The organism is Streptomyces sp. NPDC107454 (assembly GCF_055582885.1).
This window is the reverse complement of record NZ_JBVJPA010000004.1, coordinates 527875-551962: the sequence shown is the minus strand read 5'-3', so window position 1 is coordinate 551962 and position 24088 is coordinate 527875. Positions and strand designations below refer to the sequence as shown.

21 protein-coding genes and 2 pseudogenes are annotated in these 24088 nt (G+C 70.1%); 9 read left to right on the top strand and 14 right to left on the bottom strand.

Going from position 1 to position 24088, the window contains the following annotated elements:
* The first annotated feature begins 33 nt into the window (after window positions 1-33).
* The 3 genes and pseudogenes from ACZ69M_RS12705 to ACZ69M_RS12695 form a co-directional block, all read left to right on the top strand.
* Window positions 34-561 carry a PadR family transcriptional regulator gene (locus ACZ69M_RS12705; protein ID WP_470049242.1) on the top strand — a complete coding sequence of 176 codons (528 nt, stop codon included), beginning with the start codon at window positions 34-36 and terminating at the stop codon, window positions 559-561.
* 467 nt (window positions 562-1028) lie between these two features.
* Window positions 1029-1934: an HAD family hydrolase gene (locus ACZ69M_RS12700; protein WP_470049240.1), complete on the top strand. Its 906-nt coding sequence runs from the start codon at window positions 1029-1031 to the stop codon at window positions 1932-1934.
* A gap of 81 nt (window positions 1935-2015) precedes the next feature.
* A pseudogene (locus ACZ69M_RS12695) lies at window positions 2016-2126 on the top strand (transposase); the annotation flags it as partial.
* Between the two features lie 114 nt (window positions 2127-2240).
* On the opposite strand, the gene ACZ69M_RS12690 reads toward ACZ69M_RS12695, so the two are convergent.
* The 4 genes from ACZ69M_RS12690 to ACZ69M_RS12675 form a co-directional block, all read right to left on the bottom strand.
* On the bottom strand, window positions 2241-3446 hold the full coding sequence (locus ACZ69M_RS12690; protein WP_470049238.1) for a cytochrome P450: 1206 nt from the start codon (window positions 3444-3446) through the stop codon (window positions 2241-2243).
* Between the two features lie 238 nt (window positions 3447-3684).
* On the bottom strand, window positions 3685-4254 hold the full coding sequence (locus ACZ69M_RS12685; protein WP_470049236.1) for an FAD-dependent oxidoreductase: 570 nt from the start codon (window positions 4252-4254) through the stop codon (window positions 3685-3687).
* Between the two features lie 419 nt (window positions 4255-4673).
* Window positions 4674-6767, bottom strand: coding sequence for a SpoIIE family protein phosphatase (locus ACZ69M_RS12680; RefSeq protein ID WP_470049234.1), 2094 nt, complete (start codon window positions 6765-6767; stop codon window positions 4674-4676).
* A gap of 1179 nt (window positions 6768-7946) precedes the next feature.
* Window positions 7947-10637 carry a SpoIIE family protein phosphatase gene (locus ACZ69M_RS12675; protein ID WP_470049232.1) on the bottom strand — a complete coding sequence of 897 codons (2691 nt, stop codon included), beginning with the start codon at window positions 10635-10637 and terminating at the stop codon, window positions 7947-7949.
* Window positions 10638-11077: 440 nt separating this feature from the next.
* Here ACZ69M_RS12675 and ACZ69M_RS12670 point away from each other — a divergent pair.
* From ACZ69M_RS12670 to ACZ69M_RS12660, 3 genes and pseudogenes are all read left to right on the top strand, one after another.
* Window positions 11078-11519 (top strand): annotated as a pseudogene (locus tag ACZ69M_RS12670) (alpha-N-acetylglucosaminidase TIM-barrel domain-containing protein); the annotation flags it as partial.
* 29 nt (window positions 11520-11548) lie between these two features.
* Entirely contained in the window at window positions 11549-12064 is a 516-nt protein-coding gene (locus ACZ69M_RS12665) for a hypothetical protein (protein ID WP_470049230.1), read from the top strand.
* 278 nt (window positions 12065-12342) lie between these two features.
* Complete coding sequence (locus tag ACZ69M_RS12660; protein WP_351438239.1) at window positions 12343-12696, top strand: VOC family protein; 354 nt, start codon at window positions 12343-12345, stop codon at window positions 12694-12696.
* A 170-nt stretch (window positions 12697-12866) separates the two neighbouring features.
* On the opposite strand, the gene ACZ69M_RS12655 is transcribed toward ACZ69M_RS12660, so the two are convergent.
* Entirely contained in the window at window positions 12867-13580 is a 714-nt protein-coding gene (locus tag ACZ69M_RS12655) for a carboxymuconolactone decarboxylase family protein (protein ID WP_470049228.1), read from the bottom strand.
* 75 nt (window positions 13581-13655) lie between these two features.
* Here ACZ69M_RS12655 and ACZ69M_RS12650 point away from each other — a divergent pair, with 75 nt between their 5' ends.
* Window positions 13656-14294: a TetR/AcrR family transcriptional regulator gene (locus tag ACZ69M_RS12650; RefSeq protein ID WP_470049226.1), complete on the top strand. Its 639-nt coding sequence runs from the start codon at window positions 13656-13658 to the stop codon at window positions 14292-14294.
* A gap of 32 nt (window positions 14295-14326) precedes the next feature.
* On the opposite strand, the gene ACZ69M_RS12645 is transcribed toward ACZ69M_RS12650, so the two are convergent.
* The 3 genes from ACZ69M_RS12645 to ACZ69M_RS12635 form a co-directional block, all read right to left on the bottom strand.
* Window positions 14327-14686, bottom strand: coding sequence for an ArsR/SmtB family transcription factor (locus ACZ69M_RS12645; protein ID WP_060900065.1), 360 nt, complete (start codon window positions 14684-14686; stop codon window positions 14327-14329).
* 200 nt (window positions 14687-14886) lie between these two features.
* Window positions 14887-15261, bottom strand: coding sequence for a roadblock/LC7 domain-containing protein (locus ACZ69M_RS12640; RefSeq protein ID WP_470049224.1), 375 nt, complete (start codon window positions 15259-15261; stop codon window positions 14887-14889).
* A 158-nt stretch (window positions 15262-15419) separates the two neighbouring features.
* On the bottom strand, window positions 15420-15992 hold the full coding sequence (locus ACZ69M_RS12635) for a rhodanese-like domain-containing protein (RefSeq protein WP_470049222.1): 573 nt from the start codon (window positions 15990-15992) through the stop codon (window positions 15420-15422).
* 73 nt (window positions 15993-16065) lie between these two features.
* Between ACZ69M_RS12635 and ACZ69M_RS12630 the strand changes: the two genes are divergently transcribed.
* Complete coding sequence (locus ACZ69M_RS12630) at window positions 16066-16347, top strand: metal-sensitive transcriptional regulator (protein ID WP_470049220.1); 282 nt, start codon at window positions 16066-16068, stop codon at window positions 16345-16347.
* Between the two features lie 30 nt (window positions 16348-16377).
* On the opposite strand, the gene ACZ69M_RS12625 is transcribed toward ACZ69M_RS12630, so the two are convergent.
* The 4 genes from ACZ69M_RS12625 to ACZ69M_RS12610 all read right to left on the bottom strand — a co-directional run bounded on the left by ACZ69M_RS12625 (window position 16378) and on the right by ACZ69M_RS12610 (window position 20525).
* Window positions 16378-17130 carry a sulfite exporter TauE/SafE family protein gene (locus ACZ69M_RS12625; RefSeq protein WP_470049218.1) on the bottom strand — a complete coding sequence of 251 codons (753 nt, stop codon included), beginning with the start codon at window positions 17128-17130 and terminating at the stop codon, window positions 16378-16380.
* Window positions 17127-17486 carry a rhodanese-like domain-containing protein gene (locus ACZ69M_RS12620; RefSeq protein ID WP_470049216.1) on the bottom strand — a complete coding sequence of 120 codons (360 nt, stop codon included), beginning with the start codon at window positions 17484-17486 and terminating at the stop codon, window positions 17127-17129. The genes ACZ69M_RS12625 and ACZ69M_RS12620 overlap by 4 nt, the downstream gene beginning before the upstream one ends.
* Before the next feature lie 271 nt (window positions 17487-17757).
* Complete coding sequence (locus ACZ69M_RS12615) at window positions 17758-19131, bottom strand: MBL fold metallo-hydrolase (RefSeq protein WP_470049214.1); 1374 nt, start codon at window positions 19129-19131, stop codon at window positions 17758-17760.
* 164 nt (window positions 19132-19295) lie between these two features.
* Window positions 19296-20525, bottom strand: a complete 1230-nt coding sequence (locus tag ACZ69M_RS12610; RefSeq protein ID WP_470049212.1) for an NAD(P)/FAD-dependent oxidoreductase — start codon at window positions 20523-20525, stop codon at window positions 19296-19298.
* Window positions 20526-20645: 120 nt separating this feature from the next.
* On the opposite strand from ACZ69M_RS12610, the gene ACZ69M_RS12605 reads away from it, so the two are divergent.
* A complete protein-coding gene (locus ACZ69M_RS12605) occupies window positions 20646-20936 on the top strand; it encodes a hypothetical protein (RefSeq protein WP_470049210.1) in 291 nt (96 codons plus the stop codon).
* Window positions 20937-20945: 9 nt separating this feature from the next.
* Here ACZ69M_RS12605 and ACZ69M_RS12600 read toward each other — a convergent pair whose 3' ends face one another.
* Window positions 20946-21971 (bottom strand): alcohol dehydrogenase, encoded by a 1026-nt coding sequence (locus ACZ69M_RS12600; RefSeq protein WP_470049209.1) that lies wholly within the window; start codon window positions 21969-21971, stop codon window positions 20946-20948.
* A gap of 438 nt (window positions 21972-22409) precedes the next feature.
* A complete protein-coding gene (locus ACZ69M_RS12595) occupies window positions 22410-23909 on the bottom strand; it encodes a serine hydrolase domain-containing protein (RefSeq protein WP_470049207.1) in 1500 nt (499 codons plus the stop codon).
* Window positions 23910-24088: the final 179 nt, after the last annotated feature.

Here is a 24088-nt window from a genome sequence, read left to right as displayed (position 1 = left end):
GACGGGTGAATTCCGGAACGGTAGGGTGAGGCCATGAGCCTGCCCCACGCCCTCCTCGGACTCCTCTCCGAACAGCCCGCCAGCGGATACGACCTGCTCAAGCGGTTCGAATCGGGACTGTCGATCGTGTGGCCCGCCCAGAAGAGCCAGGTCTACGGCGAGCTGGCCAAGCTCAACGAGAACGGTCTGATCGAGATCACCGGCACCGGCGCCCGCCAACGCCGCGAGTACGGCATCACCGACGCCGGACGCGCGGAACTGCGACGCTGGCTCACCGAGCCCGACCTCGACCTCGCCTTCCGCAGCGCCGCACTGCTCCGCGTCTTCTTCCTGTGGACCCTCACCCGCAACGAAGGCACCGCGTACCTGGAGAAGTTCGCCGACCACAACCGCCAGAGGCTCGCGGCGCTGGAGGCCATCCGCGACAACGCGGAGTGGGTGGGGGACCCCGTTCAAATCTGTGGCTGGCTCATGCTCGAATACGGCCTGCGGGGTTCCGAGACCGCCGAGCAGTGGGCTCACTGGGCCGCCGAGCAGCTCACCGAGCACCTGAAAGCCTGACACGCACCGCCGGAGTGGCTCCACACCGAAGCGGGCTGTGGACACGATGCCGACGCGGCCGAGGTCACTGGCTGCCGCGTCGAGACCGGCGAACAGGGCCTTGTCGGCCTGGGCATCGCCAGAACGTTCGTCGCCGAACACGCCGAAGTGAACATCAGAGGCCGCCGCGCAGGGGAACTCGACCATGTCAGGCCGAGATTGGCCTGGGCGTCACGGCCGTGCAGAGCGCCCCCGCCCAGAGGACCTCGACTGCCTCCGGCGGCAGGTCAAGGACGAGTGGGATCCGTCGACGTCATCGTCACCATGGGCCCGCTGGGCCTGCCGAGGAGATCGCCGCGGTTGTGCTGTTCCCGGCCGCTGACACCAACCGGTTCACCGCGGGAGCCGACCTCGCCGTCGACGGCGGCCGCAGCAGGTCCTGGACGAGGTACCCGTCACCCGCCGCGTGACGACGTGGCGGAGACATCTTGGCCTTGCCGCTGGCTCACGATACTGGCAGGCCAGACGGAAGGCGGCCCGATGAGGCGCTAGTGCTGCATCAGACAACGTTCGCTCTTTTGCGACTGGACAACCATCCGGAAAGGAACGTCGCGGCACCTGCCTTCTGGCGGCAGGGGCAGGCACCACGAGATGATCACCCTGTGACGGATGTGATTTTCTTCGATCTGGACGGCACCCTGGTCGATCATCGAAGTGCGGTCTTGGAAACGATCGGCCAGATCGTCCAGGCCGCGCCGAACGCGACGGCTCCGCCGGAAGAGCTGGTGACGTTGTGGTGGACGCTGGAGGCGCGCCACATGCGGGAATACCTGGCCGGCCAGTGCTCCTTCGCCGAGCACCACCGACGCAGGCTCCGTTCCTTCCTGCCGATGCTCGGCGAGCCGGTTCCGACAAGTCCCGGCCTTCTGGACGCCTGGATCGCCGAGCGCTACCTCACCGTGTTCGAGGAGTCCTGGCGGTGCTATCCCGATGTCCAGCCATGTCTGGAGACCCTGAAACGGCTTCCCCGAGGGCCCCGTCTGGCTGTTCTCACCAACGGCGACCCCGAGCAGCAGCGCGCCAAGCTCGCCCGCTTCGGCCTCCTCGAATACTTCGAAGCCGTCCTGACCCCTACCGAGCTCGGTGCGGCCAAGCCCGCCGCCTACGCCGCCGCCTGCCGGCGGATGCGGACGGACCCCGCACAGGCGGTCAACGTGGGCGACATGCTGGAAAGCGACGTAAACGCAGCCACCCTCGCCGGGCTCACCGGCATCTGGCTGGACCGCGGCATCGACTTCGTCACCGGTGGACCGTCGCCGACGGCAGACGATCCGGTGCTCCGCATCGAACAGCTCACCGACCTCCCTGACCACCTGTCACACACGAACACCTGACCGGCTCTCACGGTCGCCGTAAGTGAGCGACCCGGGTCAACGCTCGCCAGTTGATGTGGCGGCGGATCATGCTGCCCTGTCGCCCGCACCGGCATCGTCAACGCCATTGGCGCCAGCCTGCCCGGCGCCACCTGGCAACGCGGCCGCACCCACTACGCCCGCAACCTGCTCAGCCAGGTCCCCAAGGCCGTAACCCACTTGGACACCGCCCAGCACGAACTACTGGCCTTCACGAGGACCAGCGCTGAATTCGAACGCGTTGGTCAGGCTGCGCGTCGGTAGCCAAGCCGGGACATGAGGCTACGGTCAGGCCTTGAGTCCATCGATCGCCACGGGAAGGTGGCGGGGGCCACGCAGTACCGCGTTGGCACGGTACGGCGGTGGGTCCTCGGTCAGGCTGAAGCCCTTGACCCGGCGGAACAGTTCGGGCACGGCCGCATGGAGTTCCATACGGGCGAGGGGGGCGCCGAAGCAGTAGTGGATGCCGGTGTAGAAGCCCAGGTGCTCGTTGTCCTTGCGGTCGATATCGAACCGGTCGGGGTCCTTGAAGCGTTTGGGGTCGCGGTTGGCCGCGGCCACCATGAGCCAGACCGGCGAGCCCTTGGGGATCGTGGTGCCGGCGACGTCGATGTCGGCCAGGGCGGTGGTCCACGGGACGAACTGGACCGGGGGCTCGTACCGCAGCACTTCCTCGATGAGCGGGACGGCCAGATCCGGATCCTTCTGGAACCGCTCAAGGACATCGGGGTGACGCAGCAGGGTGAGGGTCGTATTGGTGATCGCGTTGACGGTGGTCTCGTGGCCGGCGACCAAGAGCAGCACCGCGGTGGCCTCCAGGTCTGCCGGTGTCATGTCGGGAGCGAGCGCGCTGAGCATCCCGGGGCCGGGGTGGCGGCGGTACGTCTCGATCAGTTCGGCCAAGTAGGCGCCCAACTCCTGGCGTGCCCGCTGTGCCTTTTCCCGGCCGTCGTCGCCGGAGTGGGGATCGAGTGACGACGCCAGGGCATCGGCCCAGCCGTGGAAGCGCGGTTCGTCCTCGCGCGGCACGCCCAGGACCCTGCAGATGGCGGTGACGGGAAGGGGGTAGGCGAAGTCCTCGACGATGTCGACCTGGTCCTTGCCTTCGAAGGCGTCGAGCAGTTCGGTGACGAGCCCGGCCAGGTCTCCGCGCAGGCCGTCGAGGAATCTGGGGCTGTGCGGGGGACCGAACGGCCGGTTGATGGTGTCGCGCAGCCGGTCGTGCAGGGGCGGGTCGGTGAAGATGAAACTGGGCGGCAGGCCGGACTCCTCCGCCGGTTGCCCGACGCGGGCGTAGCCGGGTAGACGGTTGCGTGTGTCATTGCTCAGCCGCGGGTCGTTGGCCAGGCTCCGCACGGCGTAGTAGGTGCTGACCAGGTAGGTGCCGTCGTCCTCCCGCCTGACCGGTGTCTTGCGCAGCTCCGCGTAGAGCGGGTACGGATCGGCTCGATTGGCGTAGTCGGTGATCTGTGCGGAGATGGGGCCGGGCGTCATGGCGTCTCCTCGGGGGCCGGGCGGCACAGGGCCGGTGATCAGGCGTGCGACGGGACGAACTCGACACGCCCCTCGCTCGGTGAGTGACCCGTCAGCGTGACGGTGGGCCCGTGGGTGGGTAGGTGGGGGTCGGGGAAGGCCGGGTCGACCGGCTGCAGCGTTTCGGTGCGGCGGTCGCCCGTGCGGTACTCAGCGGAAACGGCGCGCCGACGGCTGTCCGCCGCTCGTAGAACCCCAGCTACTTGGCACCGTCGAAGGACGCCGTGGCGATGACACAGCCGCGATATCGCTTCGACGAGACACAGCGTGACCGTCGACACCGAACGGGGAGGACCAGAGCATCGGCAACCCAGCCGCGGACGGCGATCGGGACTTGCGCAGAGCATGGTGTGGGCGGCGATCGCGGCCTGTTTCGGCCGCATTGCTCCAGTGCTCCAGCGACAGGCCGCGCTCCGGTCCCGGTGGTGATCAGCAGGCGGGCGTAGGGGACGGTGTCGCCCTTCGCCAGGCGTATCTGCTTGGCGTCCAGGTCCAGGCCCTCGGCGGCGACGCCCAGACGCCATTCGGCGTCGATGTCGTGCCGCCACGGCAGCGCGGTGTCCTCGGGCCGTGCCCGCCCGAGGAGTGCCTGCTTGGACAGCGGTGGCCGGTCGTAGGGCTCGTACGGCTCGTCGCCGATCATGGTCAGCAGTCCGGTGAAGGCCCGGTCGCGCGATGTCTCCGCCGTGCGCAGACCGGCCGGCGGGGCACTGGCGACGACAATGCGGCCCTGGCGCCGCAGGACCTCGACGTCCATGTCAGCCGGCATGGGGCTCTGCCCCCTTCGTCGGTTCATCGGAGTAGTCGACGAGGATGGTCGCCCAGCGAGGGAACACCCGTACACCGCGACGAGCCAGGCCTCATCCGGAACCCGCTCCCTGCGCGGGCGGCGGTCCCTGTGGGCTCCGCAGCCATCTGCGCTCGGTCCATACGGTGCTCGGCATGCCTCCCTCTCAGGATGGGCCTCTGCGCAGGGCGCTCGCAAGGCGAAGGCTGCCGGGAGCGGGAGGGACGGTGATGCGCCCCGCCGCCAGGTCGTGTGCGGCCGACGCGGTGCGAGTCCGGACCCGCGTCGTCGTGCGGGCCCGCGACCACGGTCACCGTGGCGGCTCCGGACAGGTCAGCCTCTGAATGGGGCGGTCGGCGGGAACTCGGGCCAGGCGCGGAGTGGTGCCGGTCGTGACACGCCTATGGCTGCTGCTGGGGGCGGGCTGTGGCCGGGGGTGGCGGGAGAGTCTGCTCGGCCCACACGGTCTTGCCGTCGAGCGTGTAGCGGACGCCCCAGCTCTGTGCGAGTTGGGCGACGATGAACAAGCCGCGCCCGCCTTCGTCGATGGTCTTCGCGTGCCGCAGCCGCGGCGCGAGGGAATTGCCGTCGTGGACTTCGCAGGTGAGTGTGCGGTCCTTCATGAGCTGCAACTGGACAGGCGGGGTGCCGTAGCTGACGGCGTTGGTGACCAGTTCACTGACGATCATTTCGGTGGTGTAGGCGGTTTCCTCATCGACTCTCCAAAGGCCGAGCTGGCGGCTGGTGTGGGTGCGCGCCGTGGCGACAGCTTTGGGATGGGAGTCGAGATGCCACGTGGCGACCTGGTCGGCGGGGAATGGGTGGGTGCGGGCGAGGAGGAGGACGACGTCGCTGTGGCGGGTGCCGTTCCGCAGCCGGTACAGCATGTCATCGCACAGATCCTGCAGTGGCCGCTCAGGGTGGGCCAGCACCCGTTGAAGGGCGTCCGGGGACGGTGAGGTGTGCAGCAGGGACGCGGTGTAGAAGGCGAGGACGCTGCCGTCGGCGACAGAGACGGTGGTAGCGGCGAAGGCGGGTCCCTCGGCAGTGCCCAGCGGAGGTCCGGCCGGCAGGTCGGGGATCTCGGTGGTCCCGTCGGGATGGGCGATGACGGGTGGGGGATGGCCGGCCAGGGCGATGGTGCAGGTCTCGGCGAGCGGGTCGTAGACCGCGTACACGCAGCTTCCTGTGAGTGGCATGGGATCGCCGGGCGGCAGAGCCGCGCGTTCCTCGGCGAGGCTTATGGCGGTGTCGTTGAGGCGGGCGAGGAGCTCGTCGGGCTCCAGGTCAAGAGCGGCCAGGGAGTGGGAGGCGGTCCGGATCTGTCCCATCGTGGTGGCCGCGTGGATGCCTTGGCCGGCGGCTTCGCCGACCACCAGTGCGGTGCGGGCGCCGGACAGGGCGAAGGTGTCGAACCCGCCGCCGCCTCCCACCTCGGAGGGCACGAGCATGTGCGCGGTTTCAACGGTGGTCCGCGTCGCGGGGTGGGGCAGCAGGAGGTGACGCTGGACTGTCAGGGCGATGGTGTGCTCGCGGGTGTAGCGGCGGGCGTTGTCGATGCACAGCGCCGCGTGCGACGCCACTGCGAGGGCGAGGGCGACATCGTCCTTGTCGTAGACGTCGACCTGGTCGGTACGGTAGAGGCTCAGCAGTCCCAGCACGGTTCCACGCAGTGTCAAAGGTGCCGTGATGAGAAATCGGGCACCGGAAGCGCGGATCGCCTCGGCGCGTGGCGGGTCGGCTGCCAACCAGGGCGTTTCATGTCCCAGGGCAACGAGGCGGGGCTTGAGGTCGGCCAGCGTCTGGGCGTACGGCGTGGGGAACGGCAGAGCGCGCACGTCACCCACCGGATGTGCCTGGATCTGCTCCTCGCCGCCGCTGTGGCCGAAGGCGGCACGGCGCAGCGGAACCTGCGGTCCCAGAGGGCTCAGGGGAGGTTCCTCGCCACGTACCACGGCGTCCACCACTTCCACCACGGCGATGCCGGCGAGATCCGGCACCACTGCCTGCACCAGTTCCTCGCAGGTGGCCACCACGTCGAGGGTCTGTCCCACATGCTCGCGCACGGCGCCGAGGACTCGCATGCGGGCGCCCACCTTTTCGCATTCGGTGACGTCGAGCATCTCCGTCAGCACCCCCCAGACCCTCCCCTGCGAGTCCTCCAGACGAGATACCGAGACGGAGAACAGGTACTCCGGCCCAGGTGAGCCCTTCGGACGCACCCCCAGGAGTCGCCCCCGTACGGGCGCGCCGCTCTCCAGCACGCCGTGCAGCAGGGCCTCCACGTCATCGGGTGCGGAAAGGTCATAGACCTCGGTGATGTGTCGGCCCACGAGCTGTTGAACGGGCGCTTCGTGCAGAACCGGCCTGGTGAGGTTGATCCGTAGGATGCGCAGCTCCGTGTCCAAGATCAGCAGGCCTGTAGTCGACTGGTGGAACAGAACCTCCAGTACTGCAGCGCCCTCGCCCGGCGAGACGGCTTCGTTTTGGACCACGGCAACCCACCTCCACCATCCAGCCTGCACCTGGGCCCGATACGCCGCTCCCTCGTCTCCCGAGACGTCTCGGACGTGCCGCCGTCGTTGCGGGCCCAGCCCGCGGTTGTCGAACGCTTGTCGGCGCACGGCCACACAGGCGCACATCATCGTCCGGACCGAGGCGGACCGCGTCGGCCGGTTCTTGGTCTGGCAGCCCCGGCTGCGAGGCTGTCCTCACGTCCGACGATCAGCTCCAACTCCACAACGGCCTCGTCAACGAACTCGTTCGTTCGCAGAGGGCGGCGCACCATAGTGCGGCCCCGCCTGCGACGACAGCTGCGGCCCAGGCATCGTCTTGGCCTCTACTGAGCCCCGGCCGGCGGTATCACGCTGCCAGCGGAGGATCTGTGCGACGCGGGTTGAGCATCTCGGCACCTCACTTCGGACCTGAGGACGACGCGCGGCGCGTCATTTCGAGGCCGTGGCCGGCCTGACCGGGCCCGCCGGCCGGGACATGTGCAGTCGGCCGTGGAGGGGGCCCGCGGTGCCTCCCGCTCGGCCGATCCGATCCGCTCGTTGCCGTTGGCCGCGAATGCCGCGACGCCGACCAGAGACAGAGCCACCATGTCCATGAAGGACATGCGTGTCCTTCCGTCCGCGCCCGGCCGTCGCGCAGCGCCAAGTCCCCTACGGCCGGGCGTACCTGTGTCGCCGGCCGAAGACTGCCACCGGCAACTACGCATCGGGCGTGCACCGTTGGCAATGGAGTGGACTTGAGGAGCTATCAGGTAGCACGAGCAGTCCGCCCAGGAGACATAGAGCAGTCTTCCCGGACGCTTCAGGAACTCGACGACTACGGCGAACGCGCCGAAAACAGCCCCAGGCCACATGCGCTCGGCCTCCAGCCGAGCCACGGCTGCCTGCGAGCGCCGCGCAAGGCCGGGAATCTGCTGCGCTCGTTGCCACCGCCTCAGCGATGGCAACCAGCAATGTGTGGGGCCCCGGTGTCGCAGGCTGAGGAAATGCGGCCGCTGCTGTGAACCGGTCGCCCGGATCGCAGGTGAAGCGGCGAGACAGCCCAGGTCAAAGCCTCTGCATGTGCATTGAGCCGCTAGCACCTACGGCGTTGCACTCGCGGGCCCGGTGGCACGGTCGGGGCCCGGAGGAGGTCGCGGGCAGCCGCGAGGCGGGGCCGGATCAGGCGGGCGGCGGGCAGTTTGGCTGGTCGATATCGGAGAGCTGCTGTTCCGTCCAGATGACCTTTCCGCCGGATGTGTAGCGAGTGCCCCAGCGGTCGGCGAACTGGGCCACGAGGAAGAGGCCCCTGCCGCCCTCGTCCATGGTGGTGGCTCGGCGCAGATGCGGAGAGACGCTGCTGCCGTCGGAGACCTCGCAGATGAGGCTGCGGTCGCGGATCAAGCGCACACCGATGGGGCCGGCCGCGTGCCGGATGGCATTGGTGACCAGCTCACTGAGGATCAACTCCAGGGTGAACGCCTCCTCTTCCATATCCCAGTCACTCAGGAGCCGTGCGGCGGCAGCGCGCACGCCGGCAACGGCCGAGGGGTCGGACGGTACGTCCCAGGACGCGGTGCGATTGCCGTCGAGCAGCCGAGTGCTGGCGACCAGCAGGGCTACGTCGTCGCGCGGCGCTACGCGGACCATGGCATCCATCGCTGCCTGGCACACCTGGTCCGACGTTTGCCCGGCGTGTGCGACAGCACGACGCAGGCGCTCGATGCCTTGATCGATATCGTGCTGCCGGTCTTCGACCAGGCCGTCGGTGTACAGGACGATGGCGCTGCCCTCGGGCAGAAGTATCTCTGTCTTTTCGTACGGCAGTCCTCCCAGCCCCAACGGCGGGCAGGCCGGTACGCCGGGCAGGTCCGCATGCCCGTCCGGGCGCACGATGATGGGTTCCAGGTGGCCGGCCCTGGCCATGGTGCAGTGACGGGAGATCGGGTCGTAGATCACGTACAGGCAGGTGGCGCCGGTGAGTGTCGGTGCTTCACCGTCACCGTCCCGGTCCTGGTCGATGCGGGTGACAAGTTCGTCCAGGTGACAGAGCAGTTCGTCAGGTGGCAGGTCGAGCATGGAGAAGTTGTAGACGGCGGTGCGCAGTTGTCCCATGGTGGCGGCGGCATGCAATCCGTGCCCCACGACGTCGCCCACCACGATGGCGACGCGGGCTCCGGGGAGGGGTATGACGTCGAACCAGTCACCGCCGACACCACCGAGTCCTGCCCCTGCCGGAAGATAGCGGTGAGCCACGTGGACCGCGCTCTGCTCGGGGAGCGCGTGCGGCAGAAGGCTGCGTTGCAACGTGATCGCCATAGCGTGCTCGCGGGTGAAGCGACGGGCGTTCTCGACACTCACCGCGGCGCGGGCGACCAGTTCCTCTGCGAGCGAGAGGTCTTCCTCGGTAAACGGCGTCGGCTCCTTCGAACGCCAGAACGTCGCCATGCCGAGAATCACTCCGCGGGCCCGCAGCGGAGCAGCGATCATGGAGTGGATCCCGTATGCCACCAGTCTGCGAGCTCGGTCGGGGTCCTGCGCCTGCCAGCCGGAGAAGGCTGCCAGGTCTGCCTCCAGCACGATCTGCCCGGAACCGAAGCCGGATGCCTGTGGTGATGACGGGTCGAAATGGATGACCTCACCCAGAGGATAGAGCGGCGCATCCTTGCGTATGCCGTCCACTGCCACACGACGTAGTTCGGTTGCACGCAATGGGTTCGGTTCGTCGCCGCGCAGTACGGCATCGACCATGTCGACAGTGACGTAGTCGGCGAACCTGGGCACGGCGAACGCCGCCAGTTCCTGAGCCGTGCGAGTCACGTCGAGGGTGGTGCCGATGCGTATACCGGCGTCGTACAGCAGTTTGAGCCGTTCCTGGACTACTTCCACCCGGCCCACCAGTGCGCTGAGTTCGGTTGTGTCGCGCAGCGTGGCGACCCAGCCTCCCGGCCCGGGCTGCTGCGCCATGGGGCGTTGGCTGACGGCCAGGAGCCGGTCGCCCACCTCGATGACCTCGTCCGTGGTCGCCCTGCCCGACAGGAGAAGCTGCTCGGCGTTCGGTTCGAGTCCCAGATCCGTGACGGGCCGGCCGTCCCCGTCGGCCCTCAGCCCGAGCAGGCGCCGCGCTTCGTCATTGGCCAGCAACAGACGACCCTGGGAATCGACGATCAGAACACCTTCCCGTACCGAGTGCAGAACAGCATCGTGGTGCTCGTACATGCGGGTCATCTGCGTCGGGCCGAGGCCGTGTGTCTGACGGCGCAGGCGCCTGCTGATCAGTGCTGTTCCCCCGGTGGCCGCCGAGAGCACCACTCCGGTCGCCGCCAGGACGAGTGGCACCTGCCGCCCGGCTGCCAGGCTCACCTGCTTGATCGTGATGCCCGCGGCGACGAGACCGATGACCCTCCCGCCACCTGTGGTGACGGGAACGACGGTGCGGACCGAGGGGCCCAGCGTCCCGGCAGTCGTCTCGGTGACGATCCCGCCGTGCTGCGCTGCCGCGATGCTGCCGATGTAGTGCTGGCCGATCTGCGCGGGGTTCGGATGGGTGTAGCGGATGCCGGTGGGACTCATCACTACGACGAAGTCCACGGCGGTGCGGCGGCGGGTTTCTTCGGCCTGCGGCTGAAGCACAGCGGTCGGATTCGCGCTGGTCAACGCCTGTCGCACAGTGGGGGAGGCGGCGACTGCCGAGGCAACGGCCAGTGACCGGGTGCGGGCCTCGCGCTCGGCATCGGCCCGGTACTGGAACATCAGGGTGGCGACCGCCGCTGCCGCAAGGGCCAGGATCAAAATGGCCTGCAGGAGGAAGACCTGGCCTGCGACGGTGGGCAGCCCACGCCAGGACCGCATACGCCCGATCAGTTGGTGCATATGCCCATATAACATCGCGGATATATCAATATCACCCCCCAGGTGACACGCGACCTCACCGGCGGTTCGAAACGTACCCGGATGTGTACGCAGGGTGAGTGTGAGTCATGGCCGATGTCGCCCTCGGCCCAGCGTGAGCACCCGGATCTCTCTTCGCCGCTCATCCAGTACCTCTGCACGGCGAGAACCGTATGAAGCGCGTCGTGCACGGCGTCCTGCCGCGCACGCCACACGACTCACCCCGCCGCCTCGGACGCGGTCTTGATCTCTATTGCCGGATCTGGCGAACTAACGGTCATCACGGGCGACACGCAGCGCGTGCGTGACCGCGCCGCCATCGCGTGCGAGCTGCCGAACGGCCGCCGTCGGCGCGTCCGCGCTCGGGGCGGCCACGAGCTCGCGGGCCCGATCGGGATCCGTGTGGGCGCCCGGCGCACGCCGGCGACGTGCCGGTCGGCGAGGCCGCCAAGGCCGTCGAAACCGCACTGCGCCGGGCCCACCCGAAAGCCGTCTGGGCGATCCTGGGCTGGCAGCACAACCCGTCCACCGAACTACTGAAGGCGGTCGACCGCAGCGGCATGCTCATCGTCGACGGCCTGTCGGACCGCTACCCCACCGTCACCGACCGGGAGAGCGACTGGGACGGTACCCCCTGCGCCTTCGGCAGCATCTGGAACTTCGGCGGACACCCCGATCGGCGCCAACGCCCCGGACTGGGTGGACCTCTACCCGAAGTGGCGCGACAAGGAGGGCAGCAAGCTCGCCGGGATCGCGGCGATGCCCGAAGGCGCCGACAACAACGCGGCGGCGCCGGCCCTCCTCACCGACCTGGCGTGGACACCCGGCAGCGTCGACCTGGACGAGTGGTTCACCGCGTACGCCGTGTATTCGCCGACGGGTCGGTCGCGACGGTGACGGTCGCCTCCCAGGAGGCCGGCGGCGGCTGGGCGCGCGCCGGGATCAACGTCCGCAACGACCTGTCGGCGAACGGCTCCGCCGGGTACGTGAACCTGGCGGTGACGCCGTCCAATGGATGTGCGCTGTCCTGGGACTCCGACGGCAACGGCACGTTCGACTCGATCGCGCTGTCCGGGTCGTTCACCGCGCCGGAGCGGCTGCGGCTGACGCGGTCGGGCGGCTCGTACACCGGTGAGTGCGGCGCGGACGGCGTGACCCTGGACGACCGTCGGCACCGCCGTCCGGGGCGGGCCGACGGCCGGCCAGGACGTGGGCGTCTTCATGACGGCGGCCAACGGGTGGACCGGCGCCAGGGGCCTCGCCTCGTTCGACGGGTTCACGGTCGGCCGACGGTGCCGGTGTCCCCGTGCCAGGACGTGCGTTGCACTCTGCTGGGCTGCGCACAAGCTCGCTTTCAGGGCAGAGCGCCGATGCTGTCGGCACCCGCTCCGAGCCACGCGCGAACCTGAGTACGGGGCCGGCCAGAGGTGCGGCGGGGTCCCGGTCCCCGAGGTAGTCCCGGGCCGTGGAGCGCACGCCCCTGGCACGGCCCGACGACTCACGGACGCCCGCCACACGCGCATCTTCGCCGTACAGCGCCCGTGCGGCGAGACCTGCCTGAAAGCCCTCAGCTCCGGGCAGGCCGTCGGCCGGACCTGTCTGATCCACGTGACCGGCGAAAAGTGCGTGGGCACGGGCGATGGTGTGGTGTCGGCCCGCCTGATTGCCGTCCTGGCAAGATAGCGGTATGGAACATGTGCTTGGAATCGGTGGGTACTTCATGCGGGCCGCCGACCCGGCGGCCCTGAACGCGTGGTACCGCGACTGCCTGGGCCTGGACGCCGAGGAGAACGGACTGTGGCGTCAGGAGACCGGGCCGACGGTGTTCGCGACGTTCGAGTCCGAGACCGACTACTTCGGGTCCCGTGCCCAGCAGGCCATGCTCAACTTCCGGGTCCGCGACCTGGATGCGATGCTCGCGCAACTGCGCGCCAAGGGAGCGGACGTGGCCGAAGAGACGCAGGACATGGAAGGTGTCGGTCGATTCGGCTGGGTCACCGATCCCGAGGGCAATCGGGTCGAGCTGTGGCAGCCCGCCTGACCGCGTGTTCACGCAGGCGCGGGAGGCGGGACGGCACAGTCGGTGATGCTGTCGGCCTCAGCGGGCGAGAACTCCGTCCCGGCGGCTGCGAGGCTCGTGCGGGCCGATGAGAACACCGTCCAGACCCGGGAGTTGCGCCGTTGCGACGGCCTTGGCGCGGGCGAGGAAGGTCAGGCGGCGCCGGTCGTCCCCTTCCCCTCCTGTTCCTCCCGCTCGGCGAGCAGCGCGTCGAGGACGCTCAAGGCGCGCCAGGTCCGTGTCATTCCGAATGGCGCGGTGACGCGGACGGCGGCGCGGACCTCATCCGGTGTCGCCCCCGCGCCCAGTGCGCGGCCGACGTGGGCGCGGAAGCTTTCCTGGAGGGTCTGGTAGAGGACGTCCACCGTCATGGTGGCGAACGCCCGTTCGCGGACGCTGATGCGGGACATGCCGGCCCGCATGCGCGACTGCAGGTCCATGTAGTCGGCCAGGCCCGGGTCGAGGGCTTGGACCTGGGCGCGCATCGCCGCGGGAAGCGGGCTGCCCGTGCCGTCCGCGTTCACCTCGTGGCCCTTGCCGGTCGGTCCGGGCAGACCGTGCTCGCGCTCGATCTCGGCCAGCCGCACCAGTGCGGCCAGCGCCGCCGGGTATCCGCTGTCGTAGGAGATGAAGCGGAGCAGTTCGCGCAGGTCGTCGGCGTCGATGCCCTGGTCAAGGGCGGCTCGCACATGCAGTTCGTACGGCATTCCGAGTACCTGTTCGCACACGTCGGCGACGAGGCTGAGCAGGGTGCGCTCACGTGGCGTCAGCTCCGCGCCCTCGCCCGCCAGTTGAAAGCTCGCGGCAGCCATCGCGGCGAACGCCGGGTCCAGCTCGACGATCGTGTTCTGGGTCGGCAGTGTCATGGCGACTCCCCCATAGGTGAACACCTGTAGTGCTACGACTGTAGCCCTACAGGGCGCCCCCTACAATGCCGAACCATGGACGCGACCACCCCGGCCCGGAAGGCCGCCCGGACCACCTCACGCGGCCGCAACCCGCGCGGCCAGGGCGAGCGGCTGCGCGCCGAGATCGTCGACGCGACGCTGCGGCTGCTGGACGAGCTCGCCGACGACGAGGCCCTGTCGCTGCGCGCCGTCGCTCGCGAGGTGGGCATCGCCGCGACGTCCGTCTACATCCACTTCGCCGACCGCGACGCGCTGGTGCTGGCCGCGCTGGAGCGCTGCCACACGGACCTGTTGCGCGCGGTGGACGAGGCGGAATCGGGCGCCACCGACCCGGTGGCCGCGTTGCGCGCCCGCACCGCGCTGCTCGGGGCGTGGTCCCGCGAGCACCCGGGGCTGTACAAGGTGCTGCACGAGAGCACGCTCAACCGGCGCACGGACATGTCCTTCAAGGAGGAGATGGCCGGGCGCACGACAGCGGCGATCCGTCGCTGCATGGACGCCGGGCTGGCGCCGCGGGGCGACGCCGAGACCGTATCCCTGGATCTGCGGACGGCCGTCCATGGCGCGGTGTCACTGCGCGTCAACCAACCCGAGCTGCCCTGGCCCCCGTTGGAGGAGCAGGTCGACCGGTTCCTGACGAAACTGGTCGGTGTGCCGCCCGCGAAAGGGTGACGGAGCGGCGCGGCCCATGCCCCCGCACAGGCTCAGCCGCCGGAGGACACCGGCGGCAGGGACGTGTCGTTCTGTCGTAGTTCGACCAACAGTTCGTTCTGCCCGGCCAGTAACTCCGTGAGGATGCGGCGGGCCGCGCGCAGGAGCTCCGCGACGTCACCGCCGGCCAGTGCGTAGCTGACGGTGGAGCCCTCACGGATGGACACCACGATGCCGGAACGACGCAGGACGGCCAGCTGCTGCGACAGGCTGGACGGCTCGATGTCGAGGTCGGCGAGCAGGTCCCGCACCGGGACGGGACCGTGTTGCAGCAGCTCGAGGACCCTGATGCGCACGGGGTGTCCCAGCATGCGGAAGAACTCTGCCTTGGCCTGGTAGAGGGGGACCCGCATCGGTGCTCGCTCCCTGCCGCGTGGGGATGGTCGTCACGTGGTGCGGTGACGCCCGGAGGGCGCCGCCGCACCACGTGCCCGTCGCTGCCGATCCTTCTCGCTCACGGCCGCACGCATCCACCTGTTGGGATGATGCTGATGTGGTGACTTGAAGAAGTCTTCACATCGTGGGCGCACGTCAGTCCGAGGATCCGGTCGTCCTAGACTTCCAACTGCTCCTCGACGCGCTTGAGTTGATGGCGGGCCATCGCCAGGTTCGAACGCGCCTTGTCGAGCACGAGGTAGAGGAACAGACCGTTGCCGTTGCGTCCGGCGACCGGTCGGATGAGGTGGTACTGCGATTCGAGAGTGATCAGAATGTCTTCGATCCGGCTCTTGAGCCCCAGTTGCTCCATGGTCCGCACCTTCGCGCGGACGACATCCGTGTTTCCGGCGGCAGCGACCGTGAGGTCGAGGTCCTTGCCCCCGCCCAGCGTGCCCAGCGCCATGCCGCTGGTGTAGTCGACGACGGCCGCCCCTAACGCCCCCTCGGCCGCGGTCATCATTTCCTTCAGCGACACATCCACACTCGCCATAGCGCCTCCCCTTGGTTTTCGGCTGTACGGCGGGATCGGTGGTGCCCGTCCCGCCGCGTGACCGCACCGTATGCGGACGACCGAGGCGCCGAAGGGAGTATCTCCGAGGCTGACATCCGCCGATCGGAGATGAGCGCAGTGGCATCGTTTCTCGACTACTACTGCCCCATTGTGGCCAGTGCGGCGAGGGTGGCGTCGAGGTCGGTGGCACGGGGCTGATTGAGCGGGAGCTTGGCCAGAACACGGGCCATGGCACAGCTGCCACTGACGGCCGAGTAGACCAGACCTCCGGCGACGCCGGCGGACAACCAGCGGGCGACCGAACGGCGTTGTCCGACCGCGAGGCCGACGAGGACCAGGGACCCGGCGACGAAGCGGACCTGACGGTCCATGGGCCAGACGCCGCGGGCGTCGGCGGGACGGTGCAGTTCGTGTCCGTGCCGGCTCCAGGCGGTGGTGCCCCCGGCGAGGGTGGCGGCCGAGAGGCCATGTGCGGTGAGGGTGGCGCAGGCCTGCGCGGAGCGGGCGCCGGAGGCGCACACCATGACGAGGTCACCGCGCTCGGCGGCGGGCTTCAGGACGGACACGGCCGCGTCGAGATGGTCCAGGGGGATGTTGTGGGCGCCCGCTATGTGGCCCGAGGCGTACTCGCCGGGGGTGCGCACATCGATCACGGTCAGCTCGTGGAGCCGGACGTGGGCCTGGTCGGGGTCGAGGGAAGTGGTGGTCACGGGAATTTCCTTCTCTTTCTGGTGCTTCACCCCACGGACAGGATACCCGCGGGGGTATGTCGAGGGAGGGCTTGTGGAACTGGCGATGGCAGCCGAGGAACTGAAGACGGTGATCAACCGGCTGCGCCGGGCGCAGGGGCAGATCGCCGGAGTGATCAAGATGATCGAGGAGGGGCGGGACTGCGAGGACGTGGTCACCCAGCTCGCCGCGGCCTCCCGGGCGCTGGACAAGGCCGGGTTCGCGATCATCGCGACCGGTCTCCAGCACTGTCTGACCGGTGCCGACCTGGCCGCCGACGGTGACCGTGAGCGGATGCGGGCCCGTTTGGAGAAGCTGTTCCTGTCTCTGGCATGAATCCGCCGAGGCAGGTCAGATCAGGTCAGGTCAGGTCAGGGCGTCTACGAGCATGAACGCGGCGACCGCCAGCAGGACCACGGCGAAGGTGCGCTGAAGGAGGGGGCCCGAGATCTTGCCGGCCAGGCGTTTGCCGTCCCAGGCGCCCAGGATCGCGGTCCCTGTGAAGGGCGCGATCAACGTCCAGTCCAGGCCCGACGTCGTGGCACCGCGGGTGAGCAGCGAGGCGAGCGAGTTGACCGAGATGATCAGCAGGCTGGTGCCGATGGCGGCCTGCATCTCGAAGGCCAGGACGGTGACCAGGGCCGGCACCGCGAGGAACCCGCCGCCCACCCCCAGCAATCCGGTCAGTGCGCCCAGCCCCGCTCCGGTGCCGAGGGCCCTGGCCGGCCGAACAGCGCCGGGCTCCGTTGCGGACGTCGCCCGCGAGGGGCGCAGCATGCGCGTGGCCGCCAGGGCGGCCACGGTGGCGAACGCGGCGATCAGCAGCGGCTGTGGCAGCCGGGCCGACGCCGCTCCGGCCGCCACGGCCGGGAGGATGCCGGCGGCCGCGAACAGGGTGCCGGCCCGCCACCGCACATGGCCGCTGCGGGCGTGGCCGAAAAGGGCCGTGAGCGAGGTCGCGGTGACGATCAGGAGGCTTGCGGTGGTGGCCGCGGCCGGGGTGAAACCGAGCAGGTAGATCAGGGCGGGCACGGCGAGAACGCTGCCTCCCCCGCCCAGCGCGCCCAGCGCGAGACCGACCAGGGCCCCCGCGACCAGCGCAAGAACGAACGCGCTCACGCTATGGCACCGTCGTCCCCGTCCGGGCCGGCCACCGGCAGACCGGCCCGCGCCCAGGCGAGCATGCCGCCGGTGACATCGGTGGCCTTCGTCCCACGGCCGGTCAGGATCCCGACGGCCTGCCGGGAACGCCGGCCGGAGCTGCAGATCGCCACGACGGGCCTGCCCTGGGCGGCTGGTGGCAGTGCTTCCCCCGCCATCAGCCGGGACAGGGGCAGGTGCAGCGCATCCGGTGCGTGTCCCGCCTCCCACTCGGCGGTTTCACGGACGTCGAGCAGGACGGCCTGGCCGTGGGCGGCCCGCTGGTGGGCTTGGACAGGGTCGAGCCGACGGGAGGCGCGGCTGCGGAAGAACACGGGTTCATCACTCCGAAGGGGTGTTTGCGACGGGGGGGGCCGGGGGGTCCGTGCGGGACTGACCGAGGTGCGGTGGTCCCTACGGGCCCGGGTGCGGTCGGGACCGCTGCGGGTCGGTCCGCGCAAGACCGGCCGAGGGTCGGTCCGTGCCGGACCAGGTGCGGGTCGATCCACGCCGGACCAGGTGGAAGTCAGCCCGTGCTGGACTGGTGAGGGTCATCAGCCCGTGCCGGACCTGGTGAGAGTCGGTCCGTGCTGGACCCGGTGAGAGTCAGCCCGTGCTGGACCCGGTGAGAGTCAGTCCGGCCTCGACGGCGGCGTCGAAGCTGTCGTCCACGGCGACCACGCCGCGTCCCGTGGCGTCCAGGAAGGAGGCGGCGATCGCCGCGCGCATCCCGCCCGCGCAGTGCACCCACACCTCCCCCGCGGGCACCTCCCCGAGACGACCGGGCAGCTCATGGAGGGGGATGTGCACCGAGCCCGCCACGGAGCCGCCCGCGCGCTCGGAGTCGCGCCGTACGTCCAGCACCACCGCGTCCTCGCCGCGACCGCGGCGGGCGGCGAGGTCGGCGAAGGTCGCGCGCGGGAAGGACCGCGGCTCCACTCCCCCGGGCACCCAGTCCCACGGGCCGCCGGTGGCGGCGGCGACCGGCCGGTCGATGCCGACCCGGGCCAGCTCCCGCTGTGCCGCGGCGATCCGCTCCGGTGTGTCGGCGAGCAGCGTGACGGGCTTGCCCCACGGGATCAGCCAGGCCAGGTAGGTGGCCAGCTTGCCGTCGCCCTCGAAGTTGAAGGAGCCGGCGACGTGGCCCTGGGCGAACGCGACACGGTTGCGCAGGTCGACCACCCATTCACCGGCCGCCAGCCGCTGGGCGATCTGTGCGGCGTCGGCCGGACGTGGCGGGGTGAGGTCGACGGGCGCGGGGCCCGCGGCGTTGGCCGGACCCATGTGCGCGTAGTACGCCGGGACGTCGTCCAGACCGGCGAGCAGGTCGGCGACGAAGGTGTCCACGTCGCGGGTGAGGGCTTCGTTGGTCTTGCGTTCCCGCCCGATCGTGGAGGTGTCGCCCTCGGCCTGGGATCCGGAGCAGAAACTGCCGAACCCGTGCGTGGGCAGCACCGGCACCTCGTCGTCCAGCTCCTCGGCAAGGCGGTGGGCGGAGGCGTGCTGGGCGCGGGCCAGCTGCTCGGTCAGCCGCGGTTCGACCAGGTCCGGCCGGCCCACCGTACCGATCAGCAGTGATCCGCCGGTGAAGGCGGCCACGCCGCGCCCGTCCTCTTCCAGGAGGTAGGACGTGTGGTGCGGGGTGTGGCCCGGGGTGGCCAGTGCCCTCAGGGTCAGGCCCCGGTCCACCGTGACGGTGTCGCCGTCGGCGACCGGGGTGCGGGCGAAGGACACCGAGGCCCCGGCCGGGACCAGATAGCGGGCACCGGTGACCCGGGCCAGTTCGAGCCCGCCGCTCACGTAGTCGTTGTGCAGGTGCGTCTCGGCCACGTACGCGATCCGCACGCCTCGCCGGGCGGCCGCAGCGATCACCTGATCGATGTCCCGCGGGGGATCGACCACGACCGCCTCGCCTGGGCCGCCGGCCAGATAGCTGCGGTTGCCCAGGCCCTCGAACTCCAGGGTGTCGACGAAGAACACGGGTTCGGCTCCTTCCGGATGAAAGTACCCCGGGGGGTATCTGACATCCACCGTAACAGAAATACCCCTGGGGGTATCCCGTGGGGCGTGCGCGGAGGTGTTTCAGCGACGGCCACCGGCCGACGACCGTGAGCTACAACGAGGACGAGGGCGACGAGGGCGCCCTAGACGAGGCCCTTGAGCATGCCGCGCCAGTACAGGGCAGGCAGGCCGTACCGCTTGAGCAGCCACATGTCGCGGCGCTCCTTGGTGGTGTCCAGGAGGGGGATGCTGGGGGCGGGGCGCTGGTCGTAGTCGAACTCGGCGAGCAGGACCTTGCCGCGGGCCGTGACCAACGGGCAGGACGTGTAACCGTCGTAGCGGCGCTGTTCACGGTGCTCGCCGTTGATCTCTGCCAGCAGGTTGGCCACCAGGACAGGGGCCTGCTTGCGGACGGCGGCGCCGGTCTTGGAGGTGGGCAGGTTGGCGACGTCGCCGAGGGCGAAGACATTGCGGTGCCGTGGGTGCTGCAGGGTGTGCTTGTCCACTTCGACATAGCCGTAGGGGCTCGCGGGATCGGCCAGCGGGCCGCGCTCGACCCAGCCCTGGGCGCGCTGCGGCGGTACGGCATGGAGCAGGTCGAACGCGAGGCCGTCCTCGGCGCCGGTGGAGTGGTCGGCCACGGTCAGCCGACGGGCCGCGCCGTCGACGGCGGTCATCTCGGAGTTCAGCCGGACCTCGACGCCGTAACGCTCGGCGACGCGTTCAAGGGCCCTGCGCCAGACCGGTACGCCGAACATGGAGTCGGCGGGCAGCACAAGGACCACCCGGATACGGTCCAGGACCCCCTGCCTGCGCCAGTGGTCGGCGGCCAGATAGGCGATCTTCTGCGGGGCGCCACCGCATTTCACCGGGCCGCTCGGCTGGGTGAAGACCGCGGTGCCCGAGCGCAGGCCACGGATGAGTTCCCAGGTGTAGGGGGCGTACTCGAAGGCGTAGTTGCTGGATACGGCACCGTGCCCGACGGCGGCGCCGAGGCCGGGGATGGCGTCCCAGTCCAGTTGCAGTCCAGGGGCCATCACGAGGTGGTCGTAGCCGATGGTGCGGTGCGCGGAGGTGGTGACGGTCCGCGCCTCGGGGTCGACGGCGGTGGCGGCATCGCGGATCCAGTGCACCCGCCTGGGCATGACGGAGGCTTCGGGGCGGTGGGTGACACCGAGTGGGGCCCGGCCGCCGCCGACCAGGGTCCACAGCGGCTGATACCAGTGGACGTCGGCCGGTTCGAGTACCGCGATGTCGCGGACGCCGGCGCGCCGCAGCCGGGCCGCGACGGTGATGCCCGCGGTTCCACCTCCGACGATCAACACCTGGAAGTGGTCGCGGGCGACGCCGGAGGCGGAGTGGGTGGAGGGCATGGAGGGCTCCTCGCAATCCTCGGGTTATACCCCCAGGGGTATTGAGTGAGCCCGATGCTAGGCCACGCCGGACGCCGGGGCCAATGTCCGGTCGATTAATTGCCAGCCAGGCAAGGGCAGTTGACGTACATACGACCGTCCACTAGGCCCGAGGACGCCGACGCGCCGACGCATCGGCCCGATCCGCTACGGCTGCGGCCGCCGTGGCAGGTGGAGCGCGACGGGTACCGCGGGCACCCCGCCGCCCGGCCGCCGTCGCACGGGACGCGGTCCTGGCGCGAGCGCCTGCTCGGCGGGACGGGCACCGCCTCCCTCGCCGACGGAGACGGTGCCCGCGCCCGCCGGGACGGTCTGCCGCGGCCGTCCCCGGAGGTCCTGGAGCGATTCGCCGGACGCCACTCGGGCCGCTGAGCCGCCGTGTCAGCTCATGGTGAGCACCATCCGGAAGCGGGCGGCACCGGAGAGCATCTTCTGGTACGCCTGGTCGGTCTCGCCCAGCGTCACGACCTCGGTCATCGGACGGATGCCGTGCAGGGCGCTGAACTCCATGGTGTCCTGGATGTCCTGCGACGTGCCGCTCGGGTGGCCGGTCACGACCTTGCCCGCCATCAGCAGCTGGGCCGGGCTGATGCCGAGCGGCTCCGCGTCCACGCCGATGACCACCAGCTCACCACGGGGACGCAGACCGTCCACGGTCGCGGTGATGGCGGCGGAGTTCGAGGCGGTGGCCAGGACGACCTGTGCACCCCCGAGGGACTGAAGCGCCTCGGCGACCGGAGTGCCGGCCGTGCTGTCGATGTAGTGGTGCGCGCCGAGCTGCTTGGCGAAGTCGGCCTTGTCGGCACCGCGGGCGATGGCCACGGTCTCGAAACCCATCGCGGCCCCGTACTTCACCGCCAGGTGTCCGAGGCCGCCGATGCCGAGAACGGCGACCAGGTCACCCGGCCGCGCCGAGCTGCGCCGCAGGCCGTTGTACACGGTCACGCCCGCGCAGGCCAGGGGCCCCGCGTCGGTGGCCGCCAGCGCGTCGGGGATCCGGGCCAGCGCGTCCACGGGCACGACGGCCGTCTCCGCGTATCCGCCGTCGTACGCCCATCCGGGGACCTGCAGGTTCTCGCACACGATGAAGTCGCCCTGCCGACAGGGCTTGCAGTGGCCGCATGCGCCGCCGAACCAGCCGACCGCCACCCGGTCGCCCACCTGCCAGCCCCAGTCCCCCGTCCCCTCGCCGAGTTCCGCGATCCGCCCGGCGATCTCGTGCCCGGGGACCACCGGGAACGTCACACCGGGAACGCCGGCGTTCACGAAAAAAGTGTCACTGTGGCACACCCCGCAGGCGTCGACGGTGACCCGTACGTGTCGGGGGCCCGGCTGCGGTACCTCACGCTCGACGACCTCGAACGAACCGCCGGGGGCGGTCACCTGCGCGACGCGATAGCTAGTCATCCGGATCCCTGCCTTGGAGAGTCGGTCTGATCTCGATGCGCTCCGCCCGCAGGTGGTCAGGGAGGCTGGTGACAGGCCCGCGGGCGGCACCCGGACCACACGCGAGACCGACCGGCACGCGAGACCGACCGGCTTGACTCACACCGGTGGTGGTGTGGTCGGTCGGTGGCCGGGCGGGATCCGTCTGCCGGGCCTCGGCAGGCCACGGACGGACGGGCGCGGGTAGCCTCACGCTACTTCAGGTCACAGCGGGACGCTCGGCGAGTTCGCCGTGCACCGCGCGCCCTGGGCACGTGCGGGCCGCCACTCGCGAACGGCGCGAGCCGCGCGGTCACGGCACACCACGGCCACGGTGTCCCGTCACACCCGTCGGCGAAACGCCCTCCTCGGCGTCGAGGAGAGCGGCACACCGTTCCCCAAGCCCACCCGTCCGGACTGTCACCCGGCGGGTGCCCGGAGCGAGCCCAGTCGACCGCCATGGATCGGTGTCGTGTGCCAGCGCACGGTGAAGGTGCCGTCCGGCAGCGAACACGTCAGGGTCAGCCGGTGCGGGGTCTCCAGGAACAGCACGTCGAGGCGCAGGGTGTCCTGGTCCGTCCAGCCGCCGTTGACCGCCGTGGGCGGGCCGTCCGCATCGACGGTCCAACCGGTCGCGCCGAGCCGCAACTCGATGAGCTCGTCGTCCTCCGCGAGCGTCACGCCCCAGCCCTTCCCGTCCACGTCGGCGGTGACCGTGACACCCGTCAAGGTCCGCTGCTGCGGGCACTCACCGTCCTCCGGTGCGAACACGGCGCTCTTCCAGTCGTCGCCCCGCGCGGGAGGCTCGGGGCTCGCCTCGACGGGTGGCAGGGCCAGCTCCGCGAGGCGGCGGCGCAGGCCCTCGTCCGCCGCGCCCGGGAGCGGTTCGCCCGAAAGCGGTCCGGCGGGAAGCGGTTCGGCCCGGAGCGGTCCGGCCGAAAGCGGTCCGGCGTCGAACGCCGGGAGGAGGTGGCGCCACACCAGGTTCAGCAGACCCTGCATCTCCTCGGTCGCCGCGGTCGTCGCGATCACCGCGTCGTGCTCGGGCAGGACGAGACAGAACTGCCCGAACGCGCCGTCGCCGCGGTACCCGTGTCTGCTCCTCCAGAACTGGTACCCGTACCCCTGCTGCCAGTCCGACTGCGCGCCCTCCTGCGTGCCGTCCGCGGTGGAGATGTGCGCGCGGGTCGCTTCCGCGATCCACGAGGACGGAAGCAGCCGCCGCCCCTCCCAGACACCGTCCCGCAAATAGAACTGGCCGAGCCGGGCGATCGCGTCCGTCGTGGCGTGCAGACCGCTGAAGCCGAGGTCACGCCCGGGCGGCCGTTGAAGCCAGGCCGTCTCGCCGATGCCCAGCGGGTCGAACAGCCGGGGCCGCAGATACTCCGTCAACGACTGGCCGCTCACGCGCTGGATGATCGCGGCGAGCGTGTATGTGCAGGGCTGGTTGTACGCGAAGACGGTCCCGGGATCCCGGTCCGGCGGGAAGAGCAGGAACCCCCGTACGATCTCGTCGCGGTCGCGTCGGATCGAGGTCGCGTAGGTCTCTTCGAGGTGACCGCTGGCCATGGCGGCCACATGGCGCACGAGCATGGCGCGGCTGCGCGGGTCGGTGATGTCGGCCTCGAACTCGGGGAAGTACGAGACCACGGGGTCGTCCAGGCGCAACAGCCCCTCGGCGACGGCGAATCCGGCGGCCGTGGAAGTGAAGCTCTTGCTGAGCGAGTAGAGCAGGTGGCGGCGGTCGGGTGTGTAGGGCGCCCACCAGCCGGAGGCCACTAGGTGCCCGTGGCGCAGGATCATCAGGCTGTGCGGCTCGATGTCCGGCGCCGCCTCGACGGCGTCGAGGAAGGCCTGGATGCCCGCGGCGTCCACCCCCTGGGCGGCGGGGGTGCTGGCGGGCAGGGGACGGGCGCTCATGACGGCTGCCTCCGGGCGGCTCTGGCGGTGACGGGAGCGGGGCACTGTGTGCATTTCGCATCTTTCCGTCGCCGGACACCGTCTGTCCACGAGGTGCGTGCAGGACTCTTGAGGCTGAAGAGACGTGATGCGTAGGATCGTTGCCAACGGAATGAAACGTTTCAATTCACGCTCCATCA

Excerpts from the sequence above, each read along its gene's own strand:
- ACZ69M_RS12705 (WP_470049242.1), top strand. The coding sequence starts at position 34 with ATGAGCCTGCCCCACGCCCTCCTCGGACTCCTCTCCGAACAGCCCGCC.
- ACZ69M_RS12690 (WP_470049238.1), bottom strand. The coding sequence starts at position 3,446 with ATGACGCCCGGCCCCATCTCCGCACAGATCACCGACTACGCCAATCGA.
- ACZ69M_RS12685 (WP_470049236.1), bottom strand. The coding sequence starts at position 4,254 with ATGCCGGCTGACATGGACGTCGAGGTCCTGCGGCGCCAGGGCCGCATT.
- ACZ69M_RS12675 (WP_470049232.1), bottom strand. The coding sequence starts at position 10,637 with ATGCACCAACTGATCGGGCGTATGCGGTCCTGGCGTGGGCTGCCCACC.
- ACZ69M_RS12660 (WP_351438239.1), top strand. The coding sequence starts at position 12,343 with ATGGAACATGTGCTTGGAATCGGTGGGTACTTCATGCGGGCCGCCGAC.
- ACZ69M_RS12655 (WP_470049228.1), bottom strand. The coding sequence starts at position 13,580 with ATGACACTGCCGACCCAGAACACGATCGTCGAGCTGGACCCGGCGTTC.
- ACZ69M_RS12650 (WP_470049226.1), top strand. The coding sequence starts at position 13,656 with ATGGACGCGACCACCCCGGCCCGGAAGGCCGCCCGGACCACCTCACGC.
- ACZ69M_RS12645 (WP_060900065.1), bottom strand. The coding sequence starts at position 14,686 with ATGCGGGTCCCCCTCTACCAGGCCAAGGCAGAGTTCTTCCGCATGCTG.
- ACZ69M_RS12640 (WP_470049224.1), bottom strand. The coding sequence starts at position 15,261 with ATGGCGAGTGTGGATGTGTCGCTGAAGGAAATGATGACCGCGGCCGAG.
- ACZ69M_RS12610 (WP_470049212.1), bottom strand. The coding sequence starts at position 20,525 with ATGCCCTCCACCCACTCCGCCTCCGGCGTCGCCCGCGACCACTTCCAG.
- ACZ69M_RS12600 (WP_470049209.1), bottom strand. The coding sequence starts at position 21,971 with ATGACTAGCTATCGCGTCGCGCAGGTGACCGCCCCCGGCGGTTCGTTC.
- ACZ69M_RS12595 (WP_470049207.1), bottom strand. The coding sequence starts at position 23,909 with ATGAGCGCCCGTCCCCTGCCCGCCAGCACCCCCGCCGCCCAGGGGGTG.